General features: G+C 44.5%; 19 protein-coding genes. 4 read left to right on the plus strand and 15 right to left on the minus strand.

Annotated features, from left to right (window positions below; all coding sequences use genetic code 11):
• Positions 1-113 precede the first annotated feature (113 nt).
• From H6F77_RS26275 to H6F77_RS26300, 6 genes are all read right to left on the minus strand, one after another.
• Positions 114-491: a rhodanese-like domain-containing protein gene (locus H6F77_RS26275; protein WP_190491878.1), complete on the minus strand. Its 378-nt coding sequence runs from the start codon at positions 489-491 to the stop codon at positions 114-116.
• Between the two features lie 788 nt (positions 492-1279).
• Complete coding sequence (locus H6F77_RS26280; RefSeq protein WP_190491879.1) at positions 1280-1768, minus strand: rhodanese-like domain-containing protein; 489 nt, start codon at positions 1766-1768, stop codon at positions 1280-1282.
• 196 nt (positions 1769-1964) lie between these two features.
• Positions 1965-3197: a glycosyltransferase family 4 protein gene (locus H6F77_RS26285; RefSeq protein ID WP_190491880.1), complete on the minus strand. Its 1233-nt coding sequence runs from the start codon at positions 3195-3197 to the stop codon at positions 1965-1967.
• A 113-nt stretch (positions 3198-3310) separates the two neighbouring features.
• Positions 3311-4078: a class I SAM-dependent DNA methyltransferase gene (locus H6F77_RS26290; protein WP_190491881.1), complete on the minus strand. Its 768-nt coding sequence runs from the start codon at positions 4076-4078 to the stop codon at positions 3311-3313.
• The gene (locus tag H6F77_RS26295; protein ID WP_190491882.1) at positions 4075-5193 is read right to left on the minus strand and encodes a DegT/DnrJ/EryC1/StrS family aminotransferase; all 1119 of its coding nucleotides are present in this window, start codon (positions 5191-5193) and stop codon (positions 4075-4077) included. The genes H6F77_RS26290 and H6F77_RS26295 overlap by 4 nt, the downstream gene beginning before the upstream one ends.
• Before the next feature lie 3 nt (positions 5194-5196).
• A complete protein-coding gene (locus H6F77_RS26300; RefSeq protein ID WP_190491883.1) occupies positions 5197-5658 on the minus strand; it encodes a cupin domain-containing protein in 462 nt (153 codons plus the stop codon).
• 525 nt (positions 5659-6183) lie between these two features.
• On the opposite strand from H6F77_RS26300, the gene mutL reads away from it, so the two are divergent.
• Positions 6184-7905 (plus strand): DNA mismatch repair endonuclease MutL, encoded by a 1722-nt coding sequence (mutL, locus tag H6F77_RS26305; protein ID WP_190491908.1) that lies wholly within the window; start codon positions 6184-6186, stop codon positions 7903-7905.
• 159 nt (positions 7906-8064) lie between these two features.
• Here the strand turns inward: mutL and H6F77_RS26310 are convergent, their stop codons facing one another.
• The 3 genes from H6F77_RS26310 to H6F77_RS26320 form a co-directional block, all read right to left on the minus strand.
• A complete protein-coding gene (locus H6F77_RS26310; RefSeq protein WP_190491884.1) occupies positions 8065-8619 on the minus strand; it encodes a 3'-5' exonuclease in 555 nt (184 codons plus the stop codon).
• A 104-nt stretch (positions 8620-8723) separates the two neighbouring features.
• Positions 8724-9812, minus strand: a complete 1089-nt coding sequence (locus H6F77_RS26315) for an adenylate/guanylate cyclase domain-containing protein (RefSeq protein ID WP_190491885.1) — start codon at positions 9810-9812, stop codon at positions 8724-8726.
• A 99-nt stretch (positions 9813-9911) separates the two neighbouring features.
• Positions 9912-11282: a UDP-N-acetylmuramoyl-tripeptide--D-alanyl-D-alanine ligase gene (locus tag H6F77_RS26320; protein ID WP_190491886.1), complete on the minus strand. Its 1371-nt coding sequence runs from the start codon at positions 11280-11282 to the stop codon at positions 9912-9914.
• A 366-nt stretch (positions 11283-11648) separates the two neighbouring features.
• On the opposite strand from H6F77_RS26320, the gene H6F77_RS26325 reads away from it, so the two are divergent.
• The 3 genes from H6F77_RS26325 (at position 11649) to rpsU (ending at position 14120) form a co-directional block, all read left to right on the plus strand.
• Positions 11649-12923, plus strand: coding sequence for a Sll1247 family protein (locus tag H6F77_RS26325; protein ID WP_375335976.1), 1275 nt, complete (start codon positions 11649-11651; stop codon positions 12921-12923).
• 177 nt (positions 12924-13100) lie between these two features.
• Positions 13101-13427 (plus strand): RNA-binding regulator, encoded by a 327-nt coding sequence (gene rbp, locus H6F77_RS26330; RefSeq protein WP_190491888.1) that lies wholly within the window; start codon positions 13101-13103, stop codon positions 13425-13427.
• Between the two features lie 510 nt (positions 13428-13937).
• The gene (rpsU, locus tag H6F77_RS26335) at positions 13938-14120 is read left to right on the plus strand and encodes a 30S ribosomal protein S21 (protein ID WP_190491889.1); all 183 of its coding nucleotides are present in this window, start codon (positions 13938-13940) and stop codon (positions 14118-14120) included.
• Between the two features lie 44 nt (positions 14121-14164).
• Here rpsU and pth read toward each other — a convergent pair whose 3' ends face one another.
• From pth to H6F77_RS26365, 6 genes are all read right to left on the minus strand, one after another.
• Entirely contained in the window at positions 14165-14794 is a 630-nt protein-coding gene (pth, locus tag H6F77_RS26340) for an aminoacyl-tRNA hydrolase (protein WP_190491890.1), read from the minus strand.
• 117 nt (positions 14795-14911) lie between these two features.
• Positions 14912-15478, minus strand: a complete 567-nt coding sequence (gene hemJ / locus H6F77_RS26345) for a protoporphyrinogen oxidase HemJ (RefSeq protein WP_190491891.1) — start codon at positions 15476-15478, stop codon at positions 14912-14914.
• A 21-nt stretch (positions 15479-15499) separates the two neighbouring features.
• Entirely contained in the window at positions 15500-15721 is a 222-nt protein-coding gene (locus H6F77_RS26350; protein ID WP_190491892.1) for a DUF2811 domain-containing protein, read from the minus strand.
• Positions 15722-16163: 442 nt separating this feature from the next.
• A complete protein-coding gene (locus H6F77_RS26355; protein WP_190491893.1) occupies positions 16164-17855 on the minus strand; it encodes an HD domain-containing phosphohydrolase in 1692 nt (563 codons plus the stop codon).
• 325 nt (positions 17856-18180) lie between these two features.
• Positions 18181-18342 (minus strand): hypothetical protein, encoded by a 162-nt coding sequence (locus tag H6F77_RS26360; protein ID WP_190491894.1) that lies wholly within the window; start codon positions 18340-18342, stop codon positions 18181-18183.
• Between the two features lie 253 nt (positions 18343-18595).
• Positions 18596-19405, minus strand: coding sequence for a pentapeptide repeat-containing protein (locus tag H6F77_RS26365; RefSeq protein WP_190491895.1), 810 nt, complete (start codon positions 19403-19405; stop codon positions 18596-18598).

Consider the following 19405-nt stretch of genomic DNA (forward strand, 5'->3'; position numbering starts at 1 on the left):
GCAAGGAGGCATGGCGGCAGGAGTTGTCTGTTTCATAGCTTGCCCTTCAACGTGAAATCTATGCCATACCTCGATTATACCTTTATTAATTCTAAATTTTAGTTTAAGTCCCGCTAAGACAAAGCAAAACCAGCGATCGCTTCAAGTGGAAAGCCAACTGCTTTCCAGGCTGCAACACCACCTCTTAGCTCAGATACATTTTGATAGCCAGCGCCACGAAGTTTACTAGCGGCGGCGGCTGTTTCTTCGTCGGTTTCGCCGTAAATATAGATATCGCGACAAAGTTCCAGGCTAGCTAGAGCGCGGTCTACCAATTCATTCGTGGGGAGGGAAATTGCTCCCAGAATGTGGCTGATGTTGAATTGGGTGCGATCGCGTGCATCGATAATTGTTAACGCTGGCTCCCCCCAGTCCAACCGCTCTTTCAGGTCATAAACGCGAGACTTAGCTTGCATGGGCGCTGGTATGGGAAGCCCAAAGAATTTAATCATTTCTTATACCGTGTTTTGTCGAATTCCCTGCAATGTAACAAATAATCTTAATATTTGCAAACTTTTATAATTAAATTCTTTACAAAATCCTCAATTTATGATCTGGTCTCGGTTTCGAGGCTAAAACCTATTGTCAAGGGGTATCTACGGGTTAGGTACAAATACTCAATTGTTATAGGCGCTGCTTGTTGGGTACTTGGTGGAAACCTTTTAGCTAAGGGAATAGGGGCTGGTGATTGGAGTCTACTGTTGCGGATTAGGAGAACCTGGCTTATCGGCGTCTTTACAAAACTGGGAAGAATTTAGATGGCGCTGACTATTTCCAATAGCCTTACTTGGAGATTAGAGTTTGAAAATAAATATAAATATAGATTTTTAGATAAGGTTCAAGTTAAAGGCGGAACAAACTCCGTCCCTTTCTTTGAGATATTCGATATTAACTAGCTTCCCACCATCCAGTTAAAGTTAAAATCCCGTAAAAATTTTCAACTTGGTATATTATATTACCAAAAATATTTTTTTAAAGCCTTGTAAATATTCCAACAGATATTGCAAACAAATAAAGAGGATAAAGCAGGTAAACTGTACGTTCAACGCTGCAAAAAAATGCAAAAATATCCGCTACCTGAAGAATGGAGCGGAGCCTAAATTTGAGACAACAAATGTTAGAAGTTTGTTATTTAAATAGTGTATTAGGGCAAACGCAGAGGGATTGCCCTAATGCCAATCAAGTGCGCGATCGCTAGCTTCACAACTTAGCGCTACTCTCGCAAGAGATAACCAACTCTTTACATTTTAGAACCCTTTTTCTGGTTCTCTGCTTGAGTTTTAACTGCATCTACAACATTGTAGTCATTGCGCCCCGGAGGAGTTCTTGATTCGATCACGCCTTCTGTAGGACCGCCAATTGCTTTCCATGCAGGAAAGCCACCTTTTAGTTCAGCTACGTTAGAAAAATTAGCCGCACGAAGTTGGCTTGCAGCTTGAGCAGCTTGCTCATCGGTTTCAGCATAAATGTAGATATCGCGGGTGGGCTGAAGCGCTCCCTGTGCGCGTTCTACCAATTCATCCGCCGGCATGGACATTGCACCGAGGATGTGGCCATCGTTGAAGGTGTTGCGCTCGCGCACATCTAGAATTGTAAAAGCTGGTTCGCCCCATTCTAGGCGGGCTTTCAAATCATGCACTGACGACTGTTGTTTAAATCCCGGTGGGGTGGGAGTAATATCTGGCAGAGCGTCTTTTGCGTCTATAATCGCGTCTTCAATTTTTTTCATAATAAAGTGTTACCGAATTACTTCCCCTGAACTTTAACAAGGCATTTACCTTCGCCTTATCCTTCTTGAGGGAGAAAGTTTTAACTATCCTTCTTTAGGTATAGTTGAGCGCCAGAAGCGCGAGCGCGCCAGAAGCGCGAGCGCAAAGTATTTTATTTTAGATTTTAAATTCTCTGCTACATCAATTGCCTATTCTCTACCTTCTACGGAAAGGTTCTTCACTACTCCAGCAACGACGAATAAGTTTGAACTCATCAAGTATCGAAAATATACTTTTCATATAATCTCCACCAGTCCATCTAGATGCTCGTTCCAATCCGCGTTGCACAAGTGTAGAGCGCAGTTCGGGATTATCGTAAAGCGATTTAATTGCCATAGCCAGCTGCTTCTCATCTTTAGCATCTACTAACAAAGCAGCATCTCCCAATTGCTCATTTGCACCTGCAACAATTGACGCAACAACAGGACAACCTAAAGCAAATGCCTCTAACGGAGGTAAATTATCAGGCCCGTAAAGAGTCGTAAAAGTTAATGCAAAGGCGTTGCGGTATAGTAACATCAAGTCTTCCTGGGGTACAAACCCTAGAAAATGCACTTGATTGGATAGATTAAGATCTGCCACCAATTTTTGGATATATTGCTGATTTCCTTTGTCTGCACCAACAAGCACAAGTGGTAAAACAAGGTTATGCTCATCGCGCAAAAATTGCAAAGCTAGTAATAATGCAGCATGATTCTTATGCGGCCAAAATTGCGCTGGATAAAATAAATATTGTGCAGGAATATTGTATTTATTCAGGACTTGTTGTTCGTCGTTTGAAGTAAAATTTAGGGCAAAATTAGGAGTAGGATAAGGGATAACTTTAATACGTTCTGGCGCTACTTGATAAAACCGTTCAATCTCAGCTTTGCCAGCTTCGGTTCCGGTAATTATTGCCGCAGAGCGTTGGATCTTAGTTCCGTAAGAGCGATCGCGCTTCTCCCATCGTCCGCCTGTACTCACTTCAGGGAAATAAGGTTGGTTGCGATGTTCCAAATCCCACACTGTAGTAATGTATGGAATTTCCATTGTTAAATAATCGTATGTCCCTAATTCCAGATACCAAAATATTTCAACGCCGCTGTTTAAAACAAATTTCTCTTCCAGATTTTCTACTTTTACTTGTTTAAATATGCCGCTTGTAGTTTTGTTTAACTTATATTTGAGCCGTTCTTTTAGGGTACGGTTTGCGTAGCTACGCTGAATAGGAATAACCTCAATATGTTTGGCTGATATTTCTTTTTCTAGCCCTTGGCTCCTAGTAAATACCATAAATTTGTGACCGCTGTCAGCCCCATATTTGAGCAGCGATTGAAATATGGCTGTTTCAAATGTAGAACCTCCACCGACTTCAGCTTTAAGATTTTTTAGATATAAACCAACTTTCATATAATTTCACCTAGCTCCAATTGTGCATGATGTTGCCACAAATCAGATCCCCCCTTTCCCCCCTTAATAAGGGGAAAAAGGGGGGAATCGTTATCAAAATAATAGTGCATTAATCATCCTCTTATTACGAAGAAAACCTGCCAAGTATTAGCTCCGGCTTTCTTCCCTGTCATCCATTCACCATAGGTAATCAATTCCAGAGCGTTTTCCTTAAGTAATAAATCAATTTCCGGCTTAAATAAATATCGCATTTTGTGAGTTTCGTGGATTTGTTCCACTGTACCGCTATCTTTACTTTGGATAAATACTTGATAATTTACATCCACTAAATTATCATTAAAATCCATTATTGGTTCTGCAATACGAGTAACAATAATTTCTTCGTCCTCCAAGCGTTTGACTCTAACCGTCGGGCGATCGCTCAACACTGCGGGACCATACCAACAGTCAAAAATAAACACTCCTCCCGGCTTAAGATGATATTTTGCAGTAGCAAAAGCAGCCTGCAAATCGTCGTTACTCGTCTGATAGCTAAATACGTGAAATAGCGAGATCGCCGCATCAAATTTGCGCTCTAGGCGGACGTTGCGGATATCACCTTGAGAAAAGTTTAGCTGGCATGCAAGTGCTGGAGGTAAAGTAAGCGATCGCGTCTGCGCCTGCTCCAGCATATCAGCGCTCAAATCTACACCGTAAACTTCATATCCCGCCTGTGCTAGAAGCGCTGCATGTGCCCCCGTTCCACAGCCTAACTCTATAATAGATTCTGTACCAGGGGCATAACTTTGCAGCAATTGATTAACAAAATTTGCCTCAGTTGCGTAGTCTTTATCTCGGTACAAAAGATTATAGTAGCGGGCATAATTTGCAAATACTTTCACGCCATCACCTCACGTAAAACAGCAGCGACCCGTTCCATTTGTTCATCAGTCAAAGCCATTCCGCTAGGAACATAAAAGCCTCGACGCGCGATCCGTTCTGAAACAGGGTGAGACTCTTCCTTAAACAATCCCATTTTATGAAATACTGGCTGCTCGTGCATAGGCCAAAAAAATGGCCGAGTACCGATGTTTTTTTCAGCCAAAAGCCTCATTGCTTCTGGCGCATCAAAAGGCACTTCGTCTTTTAAAACCAAGCCATATACCCAATAAATATTTTCAGCATAATCTGTGCGCGGGACTGGCAATTCTAAGCCGGGAATGTCTGCAAAAAGTTCTGTGTAGCGCTTACCCATGCGACGCTTTCTGGCTACAAACTCATCCAATCTCTCTAGTTGAGCCACACCCAATGCGGCTTGTAAATTAGTCATGCGTAGGTTCCATCCCAGTTCTTCATGGATGAAGCGCTGCTTGGGTTGAAAGCACAAATTCCTTAAAGAACGACAGCGTTCCGCTAAATTATAGTCATCGGTGGCAATCATTCCGCCTTCACCCGTGGTTATATGTTTGTTGGGGTAAAAGCTAAACGTGCTAATATCTCCAAAGCTGCCGCAGGGTTTATCTTTATAGGTTTGACCATGCATTTCAGCAGCGTCTTCAATCACCTTTAAATTGTATTTTTCAGCTAGGGCTAATATGGGAGCCATATCTACTGGTAAACCATAAATATGTACTACCATAATTGCTTTGGTTTTTGGTGATATCTTCGCTTCCATCTGGTCAATATCGATATTCCAGGTATGGCGATCGCAATCCACTACAACTGGTACAGCACCCGCTCTAACAATGGCGGCTGCACATGAAATTATAGTAAAAGTTGGCAGAATTACTTCATCTCCTGCCCCGATTTCTAAAGCTACCACCGCCGCATCTATAGCGACAGAACCGTTACTCACGGCTATTCCATATTTGCGCCCAACCCGGGTAGCAAATTCTTCTTCAAATCTTCTAACAAATGGCCCTTCAGAGGAAATCCAACCACTGTCAATACACTCGTTGAGATATTGCCTTTCTTTACCATCTAATAGGGGCTGGTTAACTGGAATTGGTTCTATCATTCTTCAAGTTGGCTCTGCTATATTTACCATTTCTGCGGCGACACCCGGAAAACGAGTTTTGTCTTGTTCTCCAACATAGGGGCCTTGCTTGACTTCAATCATTTCCACTTCTTCTATTACTTCAAACCCATGACCGCCTTCAACCAGCAGAATGATGTCACCTGCCCCTATTATGCGGCTTTCTAAATATTCTTGCTGTTGATTATAAAAATCAACGCGGAGTTTGCCTTTCTTTATTAAAAGAACTTCTTGGGTGTAGTAAACTTCGCGAGGTACAAGATTGTGGACGTGGGGTGGAATTTCTTTCCCAGCTGGATGCTTCATGTACGCAAGTTGTTGGGAAAAACTGTTAGGCGTAAAAAAGTGAATTCCCGGCTTACTGAAGTCTGAAGAAATAATCATCGCAAGCAGGCGATTGTCGTATATAATTTGTTGAACTAATTCGTGGGTCAAAACGGATGTCATAGAGTGGTTAAAGGTTTTCCGTAGAAGTAAACGGTTAGAGTAAATACCGCTTAATTAGAATATTAATAGCCTGTTATTTATTGGTCATCGGCTATCGTGCAGACAAAGAAGCACCCAATTGTCGCCTTGCGGTTATGGCGATCGCCCGCGCTTTTATACTAATCAAAAAAACGGCGTCTAGCAATATAGAGTCTGGCTATATATGTTTATGTACAAGGGTAATTGCACTGAGAACTATAATGACATTGACTGGCGGCTATAAGCTTATCAAATACTGGACTGTGGCTAAAAAAAAGTGTAAGACAACGCGGCTAAAATAAAATCTGCTTTGTAAATACACGCATCGGCGACTGTGTTTAGCACCCAAGGTTTGCAACCAAATTTTGATTGCATTTTCACTCTAGTTATTTTATAAGAATAATCTGACTTAACTGATTTATAGATAAAGTTTAGTTGTAATGTTAGTTGGTTAGGCTAAAGGTTTGCTCGAAGGAAGGGGCGATGCTTTACCCTAGACTAGAAATTATGAATCTTAGTATTAGAACCCTACCCGCTGACGTAGTGTATTTGATCGCCGCTGGAGAGGTGATTGACTCTCTGGCTGCTGCCGTGCGAGAACTGGTGGAAAATGCCCTCGATGCAAGAGCGTCGCGCATTACTATTTCGTTATGGCCCAGCCAGTGGCGGGTGCGCGTGGCAGACAATGGCATCGGCATGGAATTGGCAGACTTGCAGGAGGCGGCGAAGCCTCACAGCACAAGCAAAATAAGCAGTTGTGAAGATCTGTGGAAAATTACCAGCCTCGGTTTTCGCGGGGAGGCTTTGCACAGTCTAGCGGCTCTGGCTTGTCTGGAGATTTTGAGCCGGGGGGCAAAAAGCGCTGAAGGTTGGCGTGTTAATTATAATTCCCAAGGGGAAGCGATCGCCGCTGTACCAGCGGCGATCGCTCCCGGAACTGTTGTTACTGTCTCGGATTTGTTCGGTACGTGGGAAGTCCGCCGCCAAGGGTTGCCCTCCCAATCGCAACAGCTACAGCGCATTAAAGCAACCATAGAACAAATTGCCCTGTGCCATCCCCAGGTTACTTGGCAGGTGCAGCAAAATGACCGCGATTGGTTCACCATTAGTCCGGGCGCAACAGCACGACACATTTTGCCCCAAATCGTGCGCGAGGTGCGCTTGAACGACTTGCACCAGATGTCGGTAGAGGTTCCCTCAAAAGGCGCTGAGAATCCGCAATCGAAAATAGAACATCGAAACTCGAAAATCCAATTGCTGCTAGGGTTGCCAGACAAATGCCACCGCCATCGCCCGGATTGGGTGCGCGTGGCGATGAACGGACGCATGGTAAAGTCTCCCGAATTGGAGCAAACTATACTGGGAGCTACAGTGCGGACGTTGCCGCGCGATCGCTACCCGATATGTTTTCTGCATCTGCAAATTTGTCCTTCGCAAATTGACTGGAACCGCCATCCCGCTAAGGCAGAAATTTATTTGCACCAATTGAGTTACTGGCAAGAACAAGTTACGGGTGTAATTGAGCAAGCTTTGCACCTCAACGTTGAGGTAAACGAGCGATCGCCTTTAGCCTCGCGCGTCGGAACCTTACTAAAAGCCGCAGAAGCGAAGGTTGCTTATGGTGTCAGCCGTTCCATTCAACCAACACCAGATAGTAAAGTAGCAACCAATGCCAGAGAAATTGGACTTATCGAACTGCGAGCCGTTGCCCAAGTCCACAACACTTATATCGTGGCAGAGCATGCGGCTGGCGTGTGGTTAGTGGAGCAACATATTGCCCACGAGCGCGTATTATACGAGCAGTTATGCGATCGCTGGCAGATCGTTCCCCTCGAACCCCCCGCGATTCTTAACGATCTGTCCCCAGCTAGAGTAGAACAACTCCAACGTATCGGGTTAGACGTAGAACCCTTTGGCGAACAACTTTGGGCTGTACGCACCGCACCAGCAATTTTACGCGGGCGTTCCGATTGTCCCGATGCCCTCAAAGAACTCGCCTGCGGTGGTGACTTGCAAGCAGCCCAGGTAGCAGTAGCGTGCCGCACTGCTATCCGCAACGGCACGCAACTTACCCTTATTGAAATGCAAACCTTGTTAGAGCAATGGCAACGCACCCGTCATCCCCGCACTTGTCCTCACGGGCGTCCGATTTATTTATCTCTCGAAGAGTCTTCCCTAGCTCGTTTCTTCCGCCGTCATTGGGTAATTGGTAAGAGTCATGGTATCTAGTACAGATACAACTAGCTCTTTGCTAATCGTTAGGTAATATCAGTTGCGGTTGGTTCGGGAGCGTTGTAAATTTAGCCTTTGCTTATCAAACCCGAAACTATAGATTGCGTCCATCTTAATGCAGATGGGAGAAAGATATATCCAGAAGTACTAAAACTTCTAGGTTCTGCTTTGTAACAGTAATTTTGACAAAATTGCCGCTACATTCCAAGCATCATCTGCGCCGCGATGGTGAGTTCCTTCTAGGGGAAGATCGAGTAATTCCATTGCCGTGTCCATACCAACTTCTTCGGGAAAGGCATGAACAACGGCAAAGAGATTTTTAACATTGATATGAGTAAAACCGAAGGGGTATGTGAGCTTTTTCGCCCCGCACTGTTTTTCAAATTGCCGCCTGTCGTAGTCACCATAACTCGCCCAAATTCGATCTTTAGAGGAATATTTATTCCTGAGAATAGAACAAGCATTGGGGAAGTCAACTCCTTTATCCACTTGTTCCTGGGTTAAGGTAGTTAGCTTGGTGCAGAAGTCGCTTACTTTTGAACGTTCTGGTTTCACTAAAATACTTCTTTTCTCCAGTCGTTCGCCGGAAGCAACTTCCAATATACAGATACCAACTTCTATGATTTCGCTTTCTTGCCCTGCGGGTGGTGGGCCTTGCCAGCAAGTTGATTCAACGTCAATAACAATGATTTGGTCTAGCTTTTTACCCACTTTGAACGCTCCAAATTAGGATATAGATGAGCAATAAGGTTCACGCCACTTTCCCTTTTGCCATTTGTGTATCAACTCTCTAAACACACCCTAACATATCGCCTTTAATTGCCTTCAAAAATTAATTGATAAACCTTATTGGCTTTAATAAATTCTTTCAGTTTTGAATCTGTAAGCTTATCCCAAATTTTTCCTATCTCTAGTTTTTGTAAATCATCCTCCCATTTTGTTCCAACTATTTCATTTTTTATCTTACCTGAAACAATTACCGAGTTTTTAGCTTTATCAGGAACAACTACAGCCTTAAAGTTTCTATGTCGTGCGGTCATATTAATATCAGTTCCATAAATGCAGGAACGAAAAATATTCAAATCCCCTTTATGTATGCCGACTGCTATTCCACAGTTAATTTGATGCGATTGGATAAATGCAGTCCATTTATTGCATAATTTTTCTACTGCCGCCAATGCTAGGTAGCTTTCAGGAAATGTTAAAAAATAAGCATCGCCAATGATTAAACGAATTGTTCCGCCGTAAGATTCGCAAACTTCTCTTTGTATTTGATCTAGATGGTTTAGCAATAGTTCAATTTCTTCTATGGATTTTCCTTCTTGATAAACGGTGAAATTCCTGATATCGGTAAATACTATTGCTTGATTTTTAATAATGCGTGTTTTATGTTTTTGGTCAATTTTATATAATTTCTCTGGTTCGCTCATCCCTTTCAGGGAAAATTCATTCACAAAAGCTGTTCGCACTTCAGCTTTGTTGAGAGCTAACCAGGCTGCTTGGGATAAATAAATTTCATCAGGTGGTGTAACTGACTCTATACGCGCTGTCAAATTAACCGTATCGCCAAAGATGTCTCTATCCTGATGTAACACATCTCCTAATGCGATCGCTATCCTAATTGCTAACCTTTCATCATCGCCTTTACCTGGTTGCATCGCTCGCAATTCTTGCTGCATTTCTACTGCTGCGAGAGTTGCTGTTGTCACGCTGGGAAAGATAATCCAAAATGAATCGCCTTCGCCTTTTACAATACTTCCTTCATTTTTGCCTGCCATATCTGAAATGAATATTTTATGTTGATTTAACAAGCTGCTTAAATCAAATTCCGATAAGTTTTTGACTCTTGTGGTAAATCCACAAATATCGGTTTTCATTATTACAGTAGAACGTAAGTTAGCCATCACTTCATCCTGGCTGTTAAATCAGTTGGTCAAAATATCTAAGATAGGCCCAGTCTTGAGAAACCCGTTATCGCCGGATTTAACGAGTTCCTCAAAAGTCTAGATAGAACTAGCAACTTCGGTACGAAACTGATTGACAACTTTATCGAGTCCTACAGAATGAGATGCTTTGAATAGTAGGCGATCGCCCTCTTTGACTATCTCTTTCAAGCGCTCTACTAAAGCTGCATGAGTTGCAAAACGCTCTGTTGGAATTCCCTCTGCACCAACCGCGATCGCTTCTGCTTCCCCATCGTCCACTAAAATTAGTAAATTGTCGAGATTCAACTTAGCCGCAGTCTCCCCGACTCGTCGATGAAATTCAGGCGATCGTTCTCCCAATTCTTTCATCGTACCCAGCACCCCAATATGTCTTTTCCCTGGCGTTTGAGCTAATAGATGTAGCGCCGCTATCATTGATTCCAAGCCAGCATTGTAAGTCTCATCTAAAATAACTACATCGTTAGCTAACTCGTACCTTTTAGACCTACCTTCTGGAAGATTAACATTTATCCCTGCTGCAATTTGCGACCAATCAATTTCAAGCACCTTAGCCACTGCCAAAGCTGCTAAGTAATTGAGCGCATTGTGTCGTCCAGCCAAGGGTAGCGAAAATTTGAATCCTTCAACAGCCAGAGTCTCGCTATCAATTAATTCGCCGTGCAAGTCTCCACCCTCTAAGCCGTAGGTGATAGTTCTTCCTTGCCAAACAGTCGCGGCTGTTTGCATCAGTAGTTTATTATCGTTGTTGAGAATAGCAACCCCTGTAGGAGACATTTCTGCAAGTAGCTCGCACTTGGCTTGCGCGATCGCTTCCTCTGAACCTAAGCGACCAATATGCGCCGTCCCCACATTAGTAATAACCCCAATTGTAGGATGAGCGATATTTGTCAAGAGTGCAATTTCCCCCCTTGCCCGCATAGCCATTTCAATTACTGCGTAGTCATCCTCTGCGCCTAGTTCTAGCAAAGTTTTAGGTACGCCAATTTCATTGTTGTAGTTTGCTTGGGTTTTGAGGACGCGCCCTCTAGTTGACAAAACTGCCGCAATTAATTCCTTGGTTGTTGTTTTGCCTACAGAGCCAGTTACGGCAATTACTGGTATGTTGAACTGGTCGCGACAGCATTGCGCGATCGTCTGGTAAGCCTGCAACGTATCATCTACTTGAAATTGCGGAATATTGTCTTCTATTGGGATACCCGTATGTCGATCCGTAATGACTGCGATCGCTCCTTTCTCTATCGCCATCTTTACAAAATTATGCCCGTCAAACTTTTCCCCTCGCAGTGCCACAAATACGTCACCAGCCGATAGACTGCGCGTGTCAGTTGCGATTTTGGTTGCTTTTTTTGCCAAAATATCATCCGTTAGATTAATGACATTGGCAGCAAGTACTTGTTTTAGCTGATGCAGGGGGAACTGATATGGCATGGGGGCGTCATTAAACGGGGTAAATAGTAATTTTCGTTACAGTTACTAACTATTTTTGTTAGCTAGTTTACTCGTAAAGTGTGTATTTATACTGTATTTTGTTGAAAGTGTTAGTTCATGGAAACTTTACAAATTTGCCGCGAATTTAGGGAGGACATTTAAGAATCGATGAAGATATGCTGTAAGAGAGGTAGAACATCTATTTTTAGCGGACTATCAAGTATACCCTTAAAATTAGGGTAAATTAACATGGTACGTCTACCTGGAAGCGTCTACTATAAGTCGATCAATTAGAATCTCTAAAAGATTCTGTAAAACTGATAACGCCAAAGCCCCAACGTTATGCGCGTAGGAGGGCTAACTGAAGTGACTACAAACGATTGTTACCTTCGACAAACTAGCTTACAAGAGCAACAGCTATACGATCACCTGCTTTCGTGCGTGCAGGTGGAGATACCCAGCGCAATGATTTCGCGCTTTCGGCAGCTGTTTGTGGACGGAGTGGGTTACTCCGATCCACAGATCTGGCTAGCTCTGGAAAAGATAGCACTATCAAAGCAGGCAGAACAGGAATTCCGGTTTATCCTCAACAGGTGCTGCCACATTCTGATCAACCGCTGGCAAATGCAACCGCATATGCAAGCGGCGATTCCGGAGTTGGTGGCTATCTTGGAGAATCCATCGCCGCCAGGAAGTGCGCGATCGCGTACTTGCCGAAGATTGCGGGAACTGATCTTGCTTTTCACTGAAACTGAGCAATACCTGACCCTGCGACGGCTAGCTCAAGTGATGAGCCAAGGGGTAGAGAGCAGTGCTAATGACTCCAAACCTTTGGGCACGTTAATTAGCCGATATCCTTACTTGTACGAACATTGTTTGCTGAGTGAGGATAGCAGTTATGAGCATCAGCAAACCGTGCGGCAAATTCAATCGAGGATGCAGCAAAAGTTTGAATTCGATCTGTCTAAGTACGTTACTTATCAAGTAAGACGCGCTCAGGTGTCTCGTAGTAAATCCGCAGCGTCAGGGCGAATTATCCAGCCCGTAGCTAATCCAACGCTGTTGAGCGATCGCGAACTGGGTGGTGCCCTCAAACACTTTGTCGGCAAAGTAGAATCAAACCGCACCTACCGGGATTTAGCCCAAGGCTTCCTCTCCCATACCACACAGATACCTTCCTACAAAGTACTTAAGGAAGACCTCTACGAATACCTTACTTCTTCCATCGATCCAGCCTTTGGCAAACGTCAGTTTAACGATCGCCTCTATACCCAGCTTAAGAACACTATCCCCCACAGCGATTCCCAAAAACCCAGCGAATTTCTGCTCGTCCGCACCTGTAGTCAGTTGTTGAATTTCTTGGTTGTCGAAAGTTTGCAGCGACCCAATCACTTCGTCTTTGTCGATCTGATTACCAACCTGGGCGCCACCTTCACGACTGGTTTATTGCTCAAGATAGTGCTGCTCTGCCGCAAAGTAAAGCCCTACTTAGAAAAGCGATTTTCCATCTTGTACAATCATTACGAGTCAAGTGCCAGAGAAGGGGTTCCCTGGTTAGTCAAGTCTCTGGAAAATTTGAATGTAGCTTTAAGCGTTCACTTTGGCTCCGCCGACGTTTCCTGCCTTAACCAAATCATGTAACATCCGGCGAAACCTTGACAAACGCGAGCTACAGGAATGAGCCATCGTGTTATAATGTCTCAGCAAGTCAGATTCGGTTGAAAGCTTTTTTCTGCGTTACAGAATTAATGCTTCTGTGTCGGCAGACATATCTGCGGAAACTGAGAATTTACATTATTTAATTGGGGAGATAGTTGCGTGTCGATCTATGTAGGGAACCTGTCCTACCAAGTTACGCAAGAGGACATCACAGCCGTTTTTGCAGAATACGGCACTGTTAAGCGCGTTCAATTACCAACGGATCGGGAAACAGGTCGTCCGCGGGGATTTGGTTTCGTGGAAATGGAAACACCCGCTGAAGAAGATGCGGCCATTGAGGCTCTTGATGGAGCCGAGTGGATGGGACGGAACCTCAAAGTTAATAAGGCAAAGCCCCGTGAAGATGGTCCTGGTGGTGGTGGCCGCAGTGGCGGTGGGAACCGGGGTGGCGGCGGTGGTGGCGGGAGATTTTCTCGTCCCTATTAATATGTAGGATTTGGTTGTGGATCTTTAAATAGTAAATTATTGGAAAAAGGCAAAAGTAAAAGGACAAAATTTTTTTATTTTAACCTTTTTTCCAATTTGCGGTTTTGAACAGACGCTAATAGCAGCAGCCTTAAATGACTATAGGGTAGAAGATAGTGTTTTAGTTCAGCCTTTGTGTAACATCTAATAGGCCCAGAAGATAAGTACTTATATTTTCACAAACTATATCTTTACTCTAAGGGCTGCTAACTGTTAGCCTGTAGGATAGCCTGAAAGTAAAGTTCTGGGCCTACAGTTTTAAAGATAAGCGCGACCGTACATGAAAAATCGGTAGTTGCTATAAGGGATGTCTGGATATATAATCCTACTTCGCATCGGTAAGAGGTGCGAGTATGGAAAGTGGCAATGGAAGTGGCTAGCCCGAAAGGAATAGCGTGCGGTGGCGATGAGTCCTCGGTGGTATTCAAAAGGTCTAGCAAGTGAATCAAACCTAGCAAACAAGGAGAAATAATGACCCAAGTGGTTTTAGGCGAAAATGAAGGCATTGAATCAGCTCTACGTCGATTCAAGCGGCAAGTTTCAAGGGCAGGTATCTTGGCTGATGTAAAGAGTCATAGGCACTTTGAAACGCCGCTGGAGAAGCGGAAGCGGAAAGCGGTCGCCGCTCGACGCAAGAAACGGCGTTTTCGCTAACAACAACTGAACCTTAAAGAATCAAGAGTGGAAAGTTTGTCTTTTCACTCTTGATTTTTATTAGCAACACTACGGCTGTTATAAAGACTCATAGCCTTTTCAACCCCTTGTCGCATACTCAGTTCCACAGCATCAATCACAAGCCGCAGTACATCAGGCATCATCTGAGTTTCAGCGGGGGAGAACTTACCCAAAACGTGGGAAATAGCTTCGCGATCGCCATTAGAACGACCGATGCCAATTCGCAGGCGCGGAAAATTTTGAGTGCCTAAATGAGCGATCGCTGACTTCATTCCGTTATGCCCACCAGCGGAACCAGAAAGCCGCATCCGAATCTTCCCAATCGGCAGATCCATATCATCGTAAATAACAAGAACCGACTCTGGAGGCAGCTTAAACCAATCCGTCACCGCTCTCATCGATTCCCCAGAACGATTCATATAAGTCAGCGGCTTCAGCAAGCGGATTTTATCTCCCCCTCGTCCGCGTCCTTCGCCAAATAATGCCTGGAACTTGCGATTTTCACTTAAAGAAATCTGCCAGGAACTTGCCAACGCATCAACAGCGGCAAACCCAATATTGTGCCGCGTTTGATCGTATTTAGGTTCTGGATTCCCTAAACCCACAATTAGTTGGGGAATTACTATTACTGGTGGAGTCGCTGCTTGTGTCATTACCTTAAATTTCTCATCGCCCCGCGCCAAAAAATCATAATAAGAGAAAGCAGAGGATTTACTTAACTAGCGTGCCTACCCCTGCCCACCTTACAAACCTGATTATGCCAGCGCTTACTATTGCGCCTCCGCAATCATATCTTTTTCCTTATCGCGCTTGCGTTTTTTGGCGTACAAGTGAATAGTCGCCGCCATGACAATAACCAGTCCTGCAATTACCCAACCAGTGATGTCTGTAGGCAAATTATTTTTAAATACAGCCAGCAAAACGATGGTAACTAAAAGTAACGTCGGCGCTTCATTCAAAGCACGTAACTGTTGACTGCTCCAGCCGCATTCGTCTGCTGCCAACTTTTTAAGAAGATAGCCGCAATAAAAATGATAAGCCACCAAAATGCCAACTAAGAGCAGTTTAATATGCAACCACTTGTCGTGAAGAACATCAGGCTCAGTAGTTAGTAGCCCAATTGCCATCGCCACTGTCACTACCATCCCTGGGGTGGTAATGATGTTGTAGAGGCGTTTTTCCATAATTTGATACTGATTCTTGAGAATCGTTTGGGCAGGTTCTGGCTGCTCTTTTGCCTCTACGTGATAGATAAATAGACGTACCAGGTAAAATAACCCGGCAAACCAAACCACAACACCGATAATGTGAAAAGCTTTAAACCAGGAATAAGCCATGAATTATGTCCTTTGCACAAGCTACTGATGAGAAAACAGTGTTTCAAGATATACACGGGCGCAGGCGCGATCGCTTTGTGATGCTAGGGGCGTCTGTCCATTACCATTCTGGAGCAAAAAGAGTGACAGCGCTGCTGCAAACACGCGGTCTTGATCCCAACTGGGATGACTTTCCAGGTAGGTTTTTAGGGATTCGTGCAGTTCTTCGGGGATTTCTGCCAGGATGCTGACGTTGTTAGTCATAAGGTTTTTTCACGATAGAGTAATTAAAGCCATTTGCCAAAGGGCCATCTGTTGATCGTTGATCCTTACCCCTCAGTTGTCAATGCTGCGAAATGTTACAACTGCTTGCAAATCAAAAAAATATCAACGAAGGAATGCGCTTTTGAGGGTAATTTTCGTTACATTTGTTCATATAAACTCAGTCCTTACCAGGCTCAGCTTTAGTTGGCGCAACAATCCCCAGGTCTTCTGAAACACTCTATCCAAGCGTTCATCCCTGTGGAAAACTACCTAGAATATGTGGAAAAAAAGGGCCTGTACTGTGGAAACAGTGGGGAATGGGTGGGGATAATTTACGTGAAAGATAAGAATTGCAAAGAGTTAATGGGGGATGGGGAATCGAGAATGGGAAACGCGAGCGAATCTGCGTCTCTACAAGGAATGGGGACTCCCGAGCCGAGTATTAAGCGGCTGAGTTAGCTTCGAGCGTTAGGGTGTGGCCTAGAACAGTGAAAACTTGGCGCTGTTCAAACAGGTCAACCAAGTCGCTATTTATTTTGGTTTTAGCGGCTTCTTGTCGGAGGATTTGCAGGGTTATTTCCAAGGGCAATCGGCGCTTATAGGGGCGATCGCTAGCCGTCAGAGCATCGTAAATATCGGCAATACTCATAATCTGGCTTTGAATGGGAATTTCTTCGTGTCTCAAGCCTTGAGGGTAGCCGCTGCCATCTAGCTTTTCGTGATGCCCGTAGGCAATGATTGGAACATCTTGAAGATGCTTCGTCCAGGGAATTCGCTTAAGAAATGCGTAGGTGTGAGTAACGTGGGATTCGATGGCTCGACGCTCTTCTGATGTTAGATTGCCCCTGGGTATCATCAGACAGGCTACTTCTTCCTGTGAGATGAGCGGTTTTAGCTGCCCATCGATGTCTCGATAGGTATATTGAGAAAGTTCTGTAAGTTGAGAAAAAGCCTCTTCAGACAAAAACTGAAATTGCTTTGTGTCCAACACCTCTGGTTCATTAGCTTCTAAGATCAGCTTCCAGTAGCTACCTAGTCGAGCGATCGCGCGTTCCAACTGCTTATCCAACTCTTCTAACTGCTGGCAATGGGCGCAGCCAGTTTCCGAGCTATTATGTCGGTGGCTGGGATGCTCGATTAGATATTTAAACTTGTTCTGCGCGCATTCCATTTCTAAGGTGCGTTGCGCTATAGCAATGCGGTGGCGAATCACCTCTAGCTCAGAGGGATAGAGTTTTTTCTGCTTGCCTAAAATAGCTTCTGGTATGTGTACTTTGCCGAAATCGTGCAACAAAGCTGCATAGCGAATTTCTTGAATGTTGCGATCGCTAAACTTAATTAACCGCAGTGGCCCAGTAGTGACAGAACTTGCTTCTTCACTCAACCGCACTGTTAGTTCGGCGACTCGCTCAGAATGGCCCGAAGTCGTCGGGTCTCGTGCTTCAATAATCTGAACGGACGCTCTTACAAAACCTTCAAATAGATTCTCAATGTTCTTTTGCAGTTGGTTGCGTTCGATCGAGATAGCAGCTTGAGAAGCTAGCGATCGCACGATCACCTCTTCCCACTCGGAATATGACTGAGTAACCTCCCGCACGTTCTTAGGTGTCACCACCATATGACGGCGGAGCTTGCGGTTGATCAGTTGAATTACACCAATGACTTCCCCATTTTGATCTTGCATTGGCAGTACCAAGACCGACCGCGTGTGATACGGACAGCTACTGTCGAAACTGCGGTCTAACTCATAGGGGACATCTTTGGGCAAATCATAAGCATCAGGTAAATTTAATATTTCCCCCGTCAGAGCCACGTAACCTGCCAGACTTTTGGGGGTGAGTGGCATAACTAACTCTTGAAATGAGCCTGTTGGTAAAGAATCGTTCTGCGCTACCTTAAATAGCAACTTAGGAGTTTCATCGCTATGGTCTATTAAATAGACGCTCCCAGCATCGCTACAAGTAATTTCTCGGCTTTTCGATAAAATCAGATTGAGTAATTGCCCCAGATCGCGGCTCGAAGAAAGTGCCGTGCCTATTGCCAACAGCTGCTCGATCAGTTCCACTCGCTCAGCAGATGCGGGTAAAAATTCCTGGCTATCAAGGATCGTTGTTGCGGAATTGGGAACAGTCATAAGTTTTATGCTTATCTTACGGCAGGCATATTGGCGGCTCTTCGAGTTCTTGCCACTATTGAGTTTGTCACACCTCAGCAGGCGCGATCTTGGTTCACCTTAAACCCAAGGGCGAGCCACTTTAAATGCGTTTAATTTTGTACCCTTAACTTATCAGTATCTCACTCTACTGAGTTAATCGACGATCTATCTCACTGCATAATATTATCTCCCTTAGTAGTCATCTGCATATTGAAATACTTTTTTTAGTTTGTCCGCGGAACGTCGTCTATATTGGGCAGAATGAATATTTGTCTAAAAAGTTGCGGTAGAAGAAGTTAGCGCGTTAGCAGTGCGCTAGCACCGCAGTTGGATTATCAGCATTGGGGGGATTAGAGCCGGAGTGATTAGTGCGATCGCTCATCTTATTAATCGAATCACCCGACGCTGCATAACAGTTCGCCGCAAAGGCTCTGTTTGCATATTGCTCCCTAGCTATAAGATTCATATGCATCACCTAATTGCAAGCAGGAATAAACGTCGTATAAATCAATCTTCAAGTTCTTGAGACGAAATTCCAGCAGCACTCAAAGCAAAATTGTTTGCTCGCATCAACGACTGGATGGGGCGATCGTAGTTAATAGGCTGCACGACGCATAGCTGGCAAAACTAAGACGATTTTTTGCTAAGTATAGGGGCGTGGCATCTTAGGCTTGCCAGAAGGATGCGATCGCCGTTTCCCTAAATCCGCGATCGCTCTTTTATCCCCTGAACTGTTTGTCCTCTGGAGGCAAGCCTAGTATGGCGCGGAAATCGTCGTCAAATTTAGCCTTTTCCCAATTCTTCGCACTTTTAATTTGATCGGTCTTCAGGTTCTTAGCCTTTCGGAAGTCGGCGGCTTCTATGTCAGTTTGCTTGAGGTTGACTGCTTGCAAATTGGCTTGCTGCAAATTCGCTTGCTGCAAGTTGGCTCCTTGGAGTTTGGCTTGCTGCAAGTTAGCTTCCCGAAAGCTGGCTTTTGCTAAGTTAGCATTGGCAAGATCGATTTGGACTAAATATGCTTTGTCAGCATTGACGCCTGCTAGACTAACGCGATCGCCGTTTAGGTATTCGAGTGCCTCGATTCTGCCGCCATTTCCTGCTTTTCCCTGAGCCGAGTTAATCGTTTGCCAAGCTTGATAGTGCCCTATTTTCTGTTGCTCCTGACCTTGAGAAATGTAGGAGAGTGCGGCTAAAGTTAGCAAGATTAAACCTAAAAATTCGATTATTTTGAAAAGCGCGGAATTTCTTAGGAACGCCGCTAGCGGTTCTAGGTTTCGATCTATCTGCTGCAAAGGAAATTGCGGCGATCGCTCGCTTTCCCCGCTCTGAGATAAGCCTGTTAGTCTTCGAGAAAGAGGCGTTAGAGACGTTTTTGGTGTTGGTTTTTGAGCTGTCTTTTCCCAGCGAAGCTTGAGCGACGAAGCAGCGGCGTTTCCCTGAATAAACAGAATCTTCAAGAACCCGGCAAACCCTGAGTTCCGTTTTTGACGCCGCGATCGCCTAACTGGTTTCTGGGGTTGGCCGCTCAT

Source organism: Microcoleus sp. FACHB-831, assembly GCF_014695585.1.
Classification (GTDB): Bacteria; Cyanobacteriota; Cyanobacteriia; order Cyanobacteriales; family FACHB-T130; genus FACHB-831.

Coding starts and splice junctions, on each gene's coding strand:
- pth (WP_190491890.1), bottom strand. CDS start 14,794: ATGACACAAGCAGCGACTCCACCAGTAATAGTAATTCCCCAACTAATT.
- H6F77_RS26275 (WP_190491878.1), bottom strand. CDS start 491: ATGATTAAATTCTTTGGGCTTCCCATACCAGCGCCCATGCAAGCTAAG.
- H6F77_RS26300 (WP_190491883.1), bottom strand. CDS start 5,658: ATGACATCCGTTTTGACCCACGAATTAGTTCAACAAATTATATACGAC.
- H6F77_RS26280 (WP_190491879.1), bottom strand. CDS start 1,768: ATGAAAAAAATTGAAGACGCGATTATAGACGCAAAAGACGCTCTGCCA.
- H6F77_RS26350 (WP_190491892.1), bottom strand. CDS start 15,721: ATGACTAACAACGTCAGCATCCTGGCAGAAATCCCCGAAGAACTGCAC.
- H6F77_RS26365 (WP_190491895.1), bottom strand. CDS start 19,405: ATGAGCGGCCAACCCCAGAAACCAGTTAGGCGATCGCGGCGTCAAAAA.
- H6F77_RS26320 (WP_190491886.1), bottom strand. CDS start 11,282: ATGCCATATCAGTTCCCCCTGCATCAGCTAAAACAAGTACTTGCTGCC.
- H6F77_RS26355 (WP_190491893.1), bottom strand. CDS start 17,855: ATGACTGTTCCCAATTCCGCAACAACGATCCTTGATAGCCAGGAATTT.
- H6F77_RS26285 (WP_190491880.1), bottom strand. CDS start 3,197: ATGAAAGTTGGTTTATATCTAAAAAATCTTAAAGCTGAAGTCGGTGGA.
- H6F77_RS26315 (WP_190491885.1), bottom strand. CDS start 9,812: ATGGCTAACTTACGTTCTACTGTAATAATGAAAACCGATATTTGTGGA.
- H6F77_RS26295 (WP_190491882.1), bottom strand. CDS start 5,193: ATGATAGAACCAATTCCAGTTAACCAGCCCCTATTAGATGGTAAAGAA.
- hemJ (WP_190491891.1), bottom strand. CDS start 15,478: ATGGCTTATTCCTGGTTTAAAGCTTTTCACATTATCGGTGTTGTGGTT.
- mutL (WP_190491908.1), top strand. CDS start 6,184: ATGAATCTTAGTATTAGAACCCTACCCGCTGACGTAGTGTATTTGATC.
- rpsU (WP_190491889.1), top strand. CDS start 13,938: ATGACCCAAGTGGTTTTAGGCGAAAATGAAGGCATTGAATCAGCTCTA.
- H6F77_RS26360 (WP_190491894.1), bottom strand. CDS start 18,342: ATGAATCTTATAGCTAGGGAGCAATATGCAAACAGAGCCTTTGCGGCG.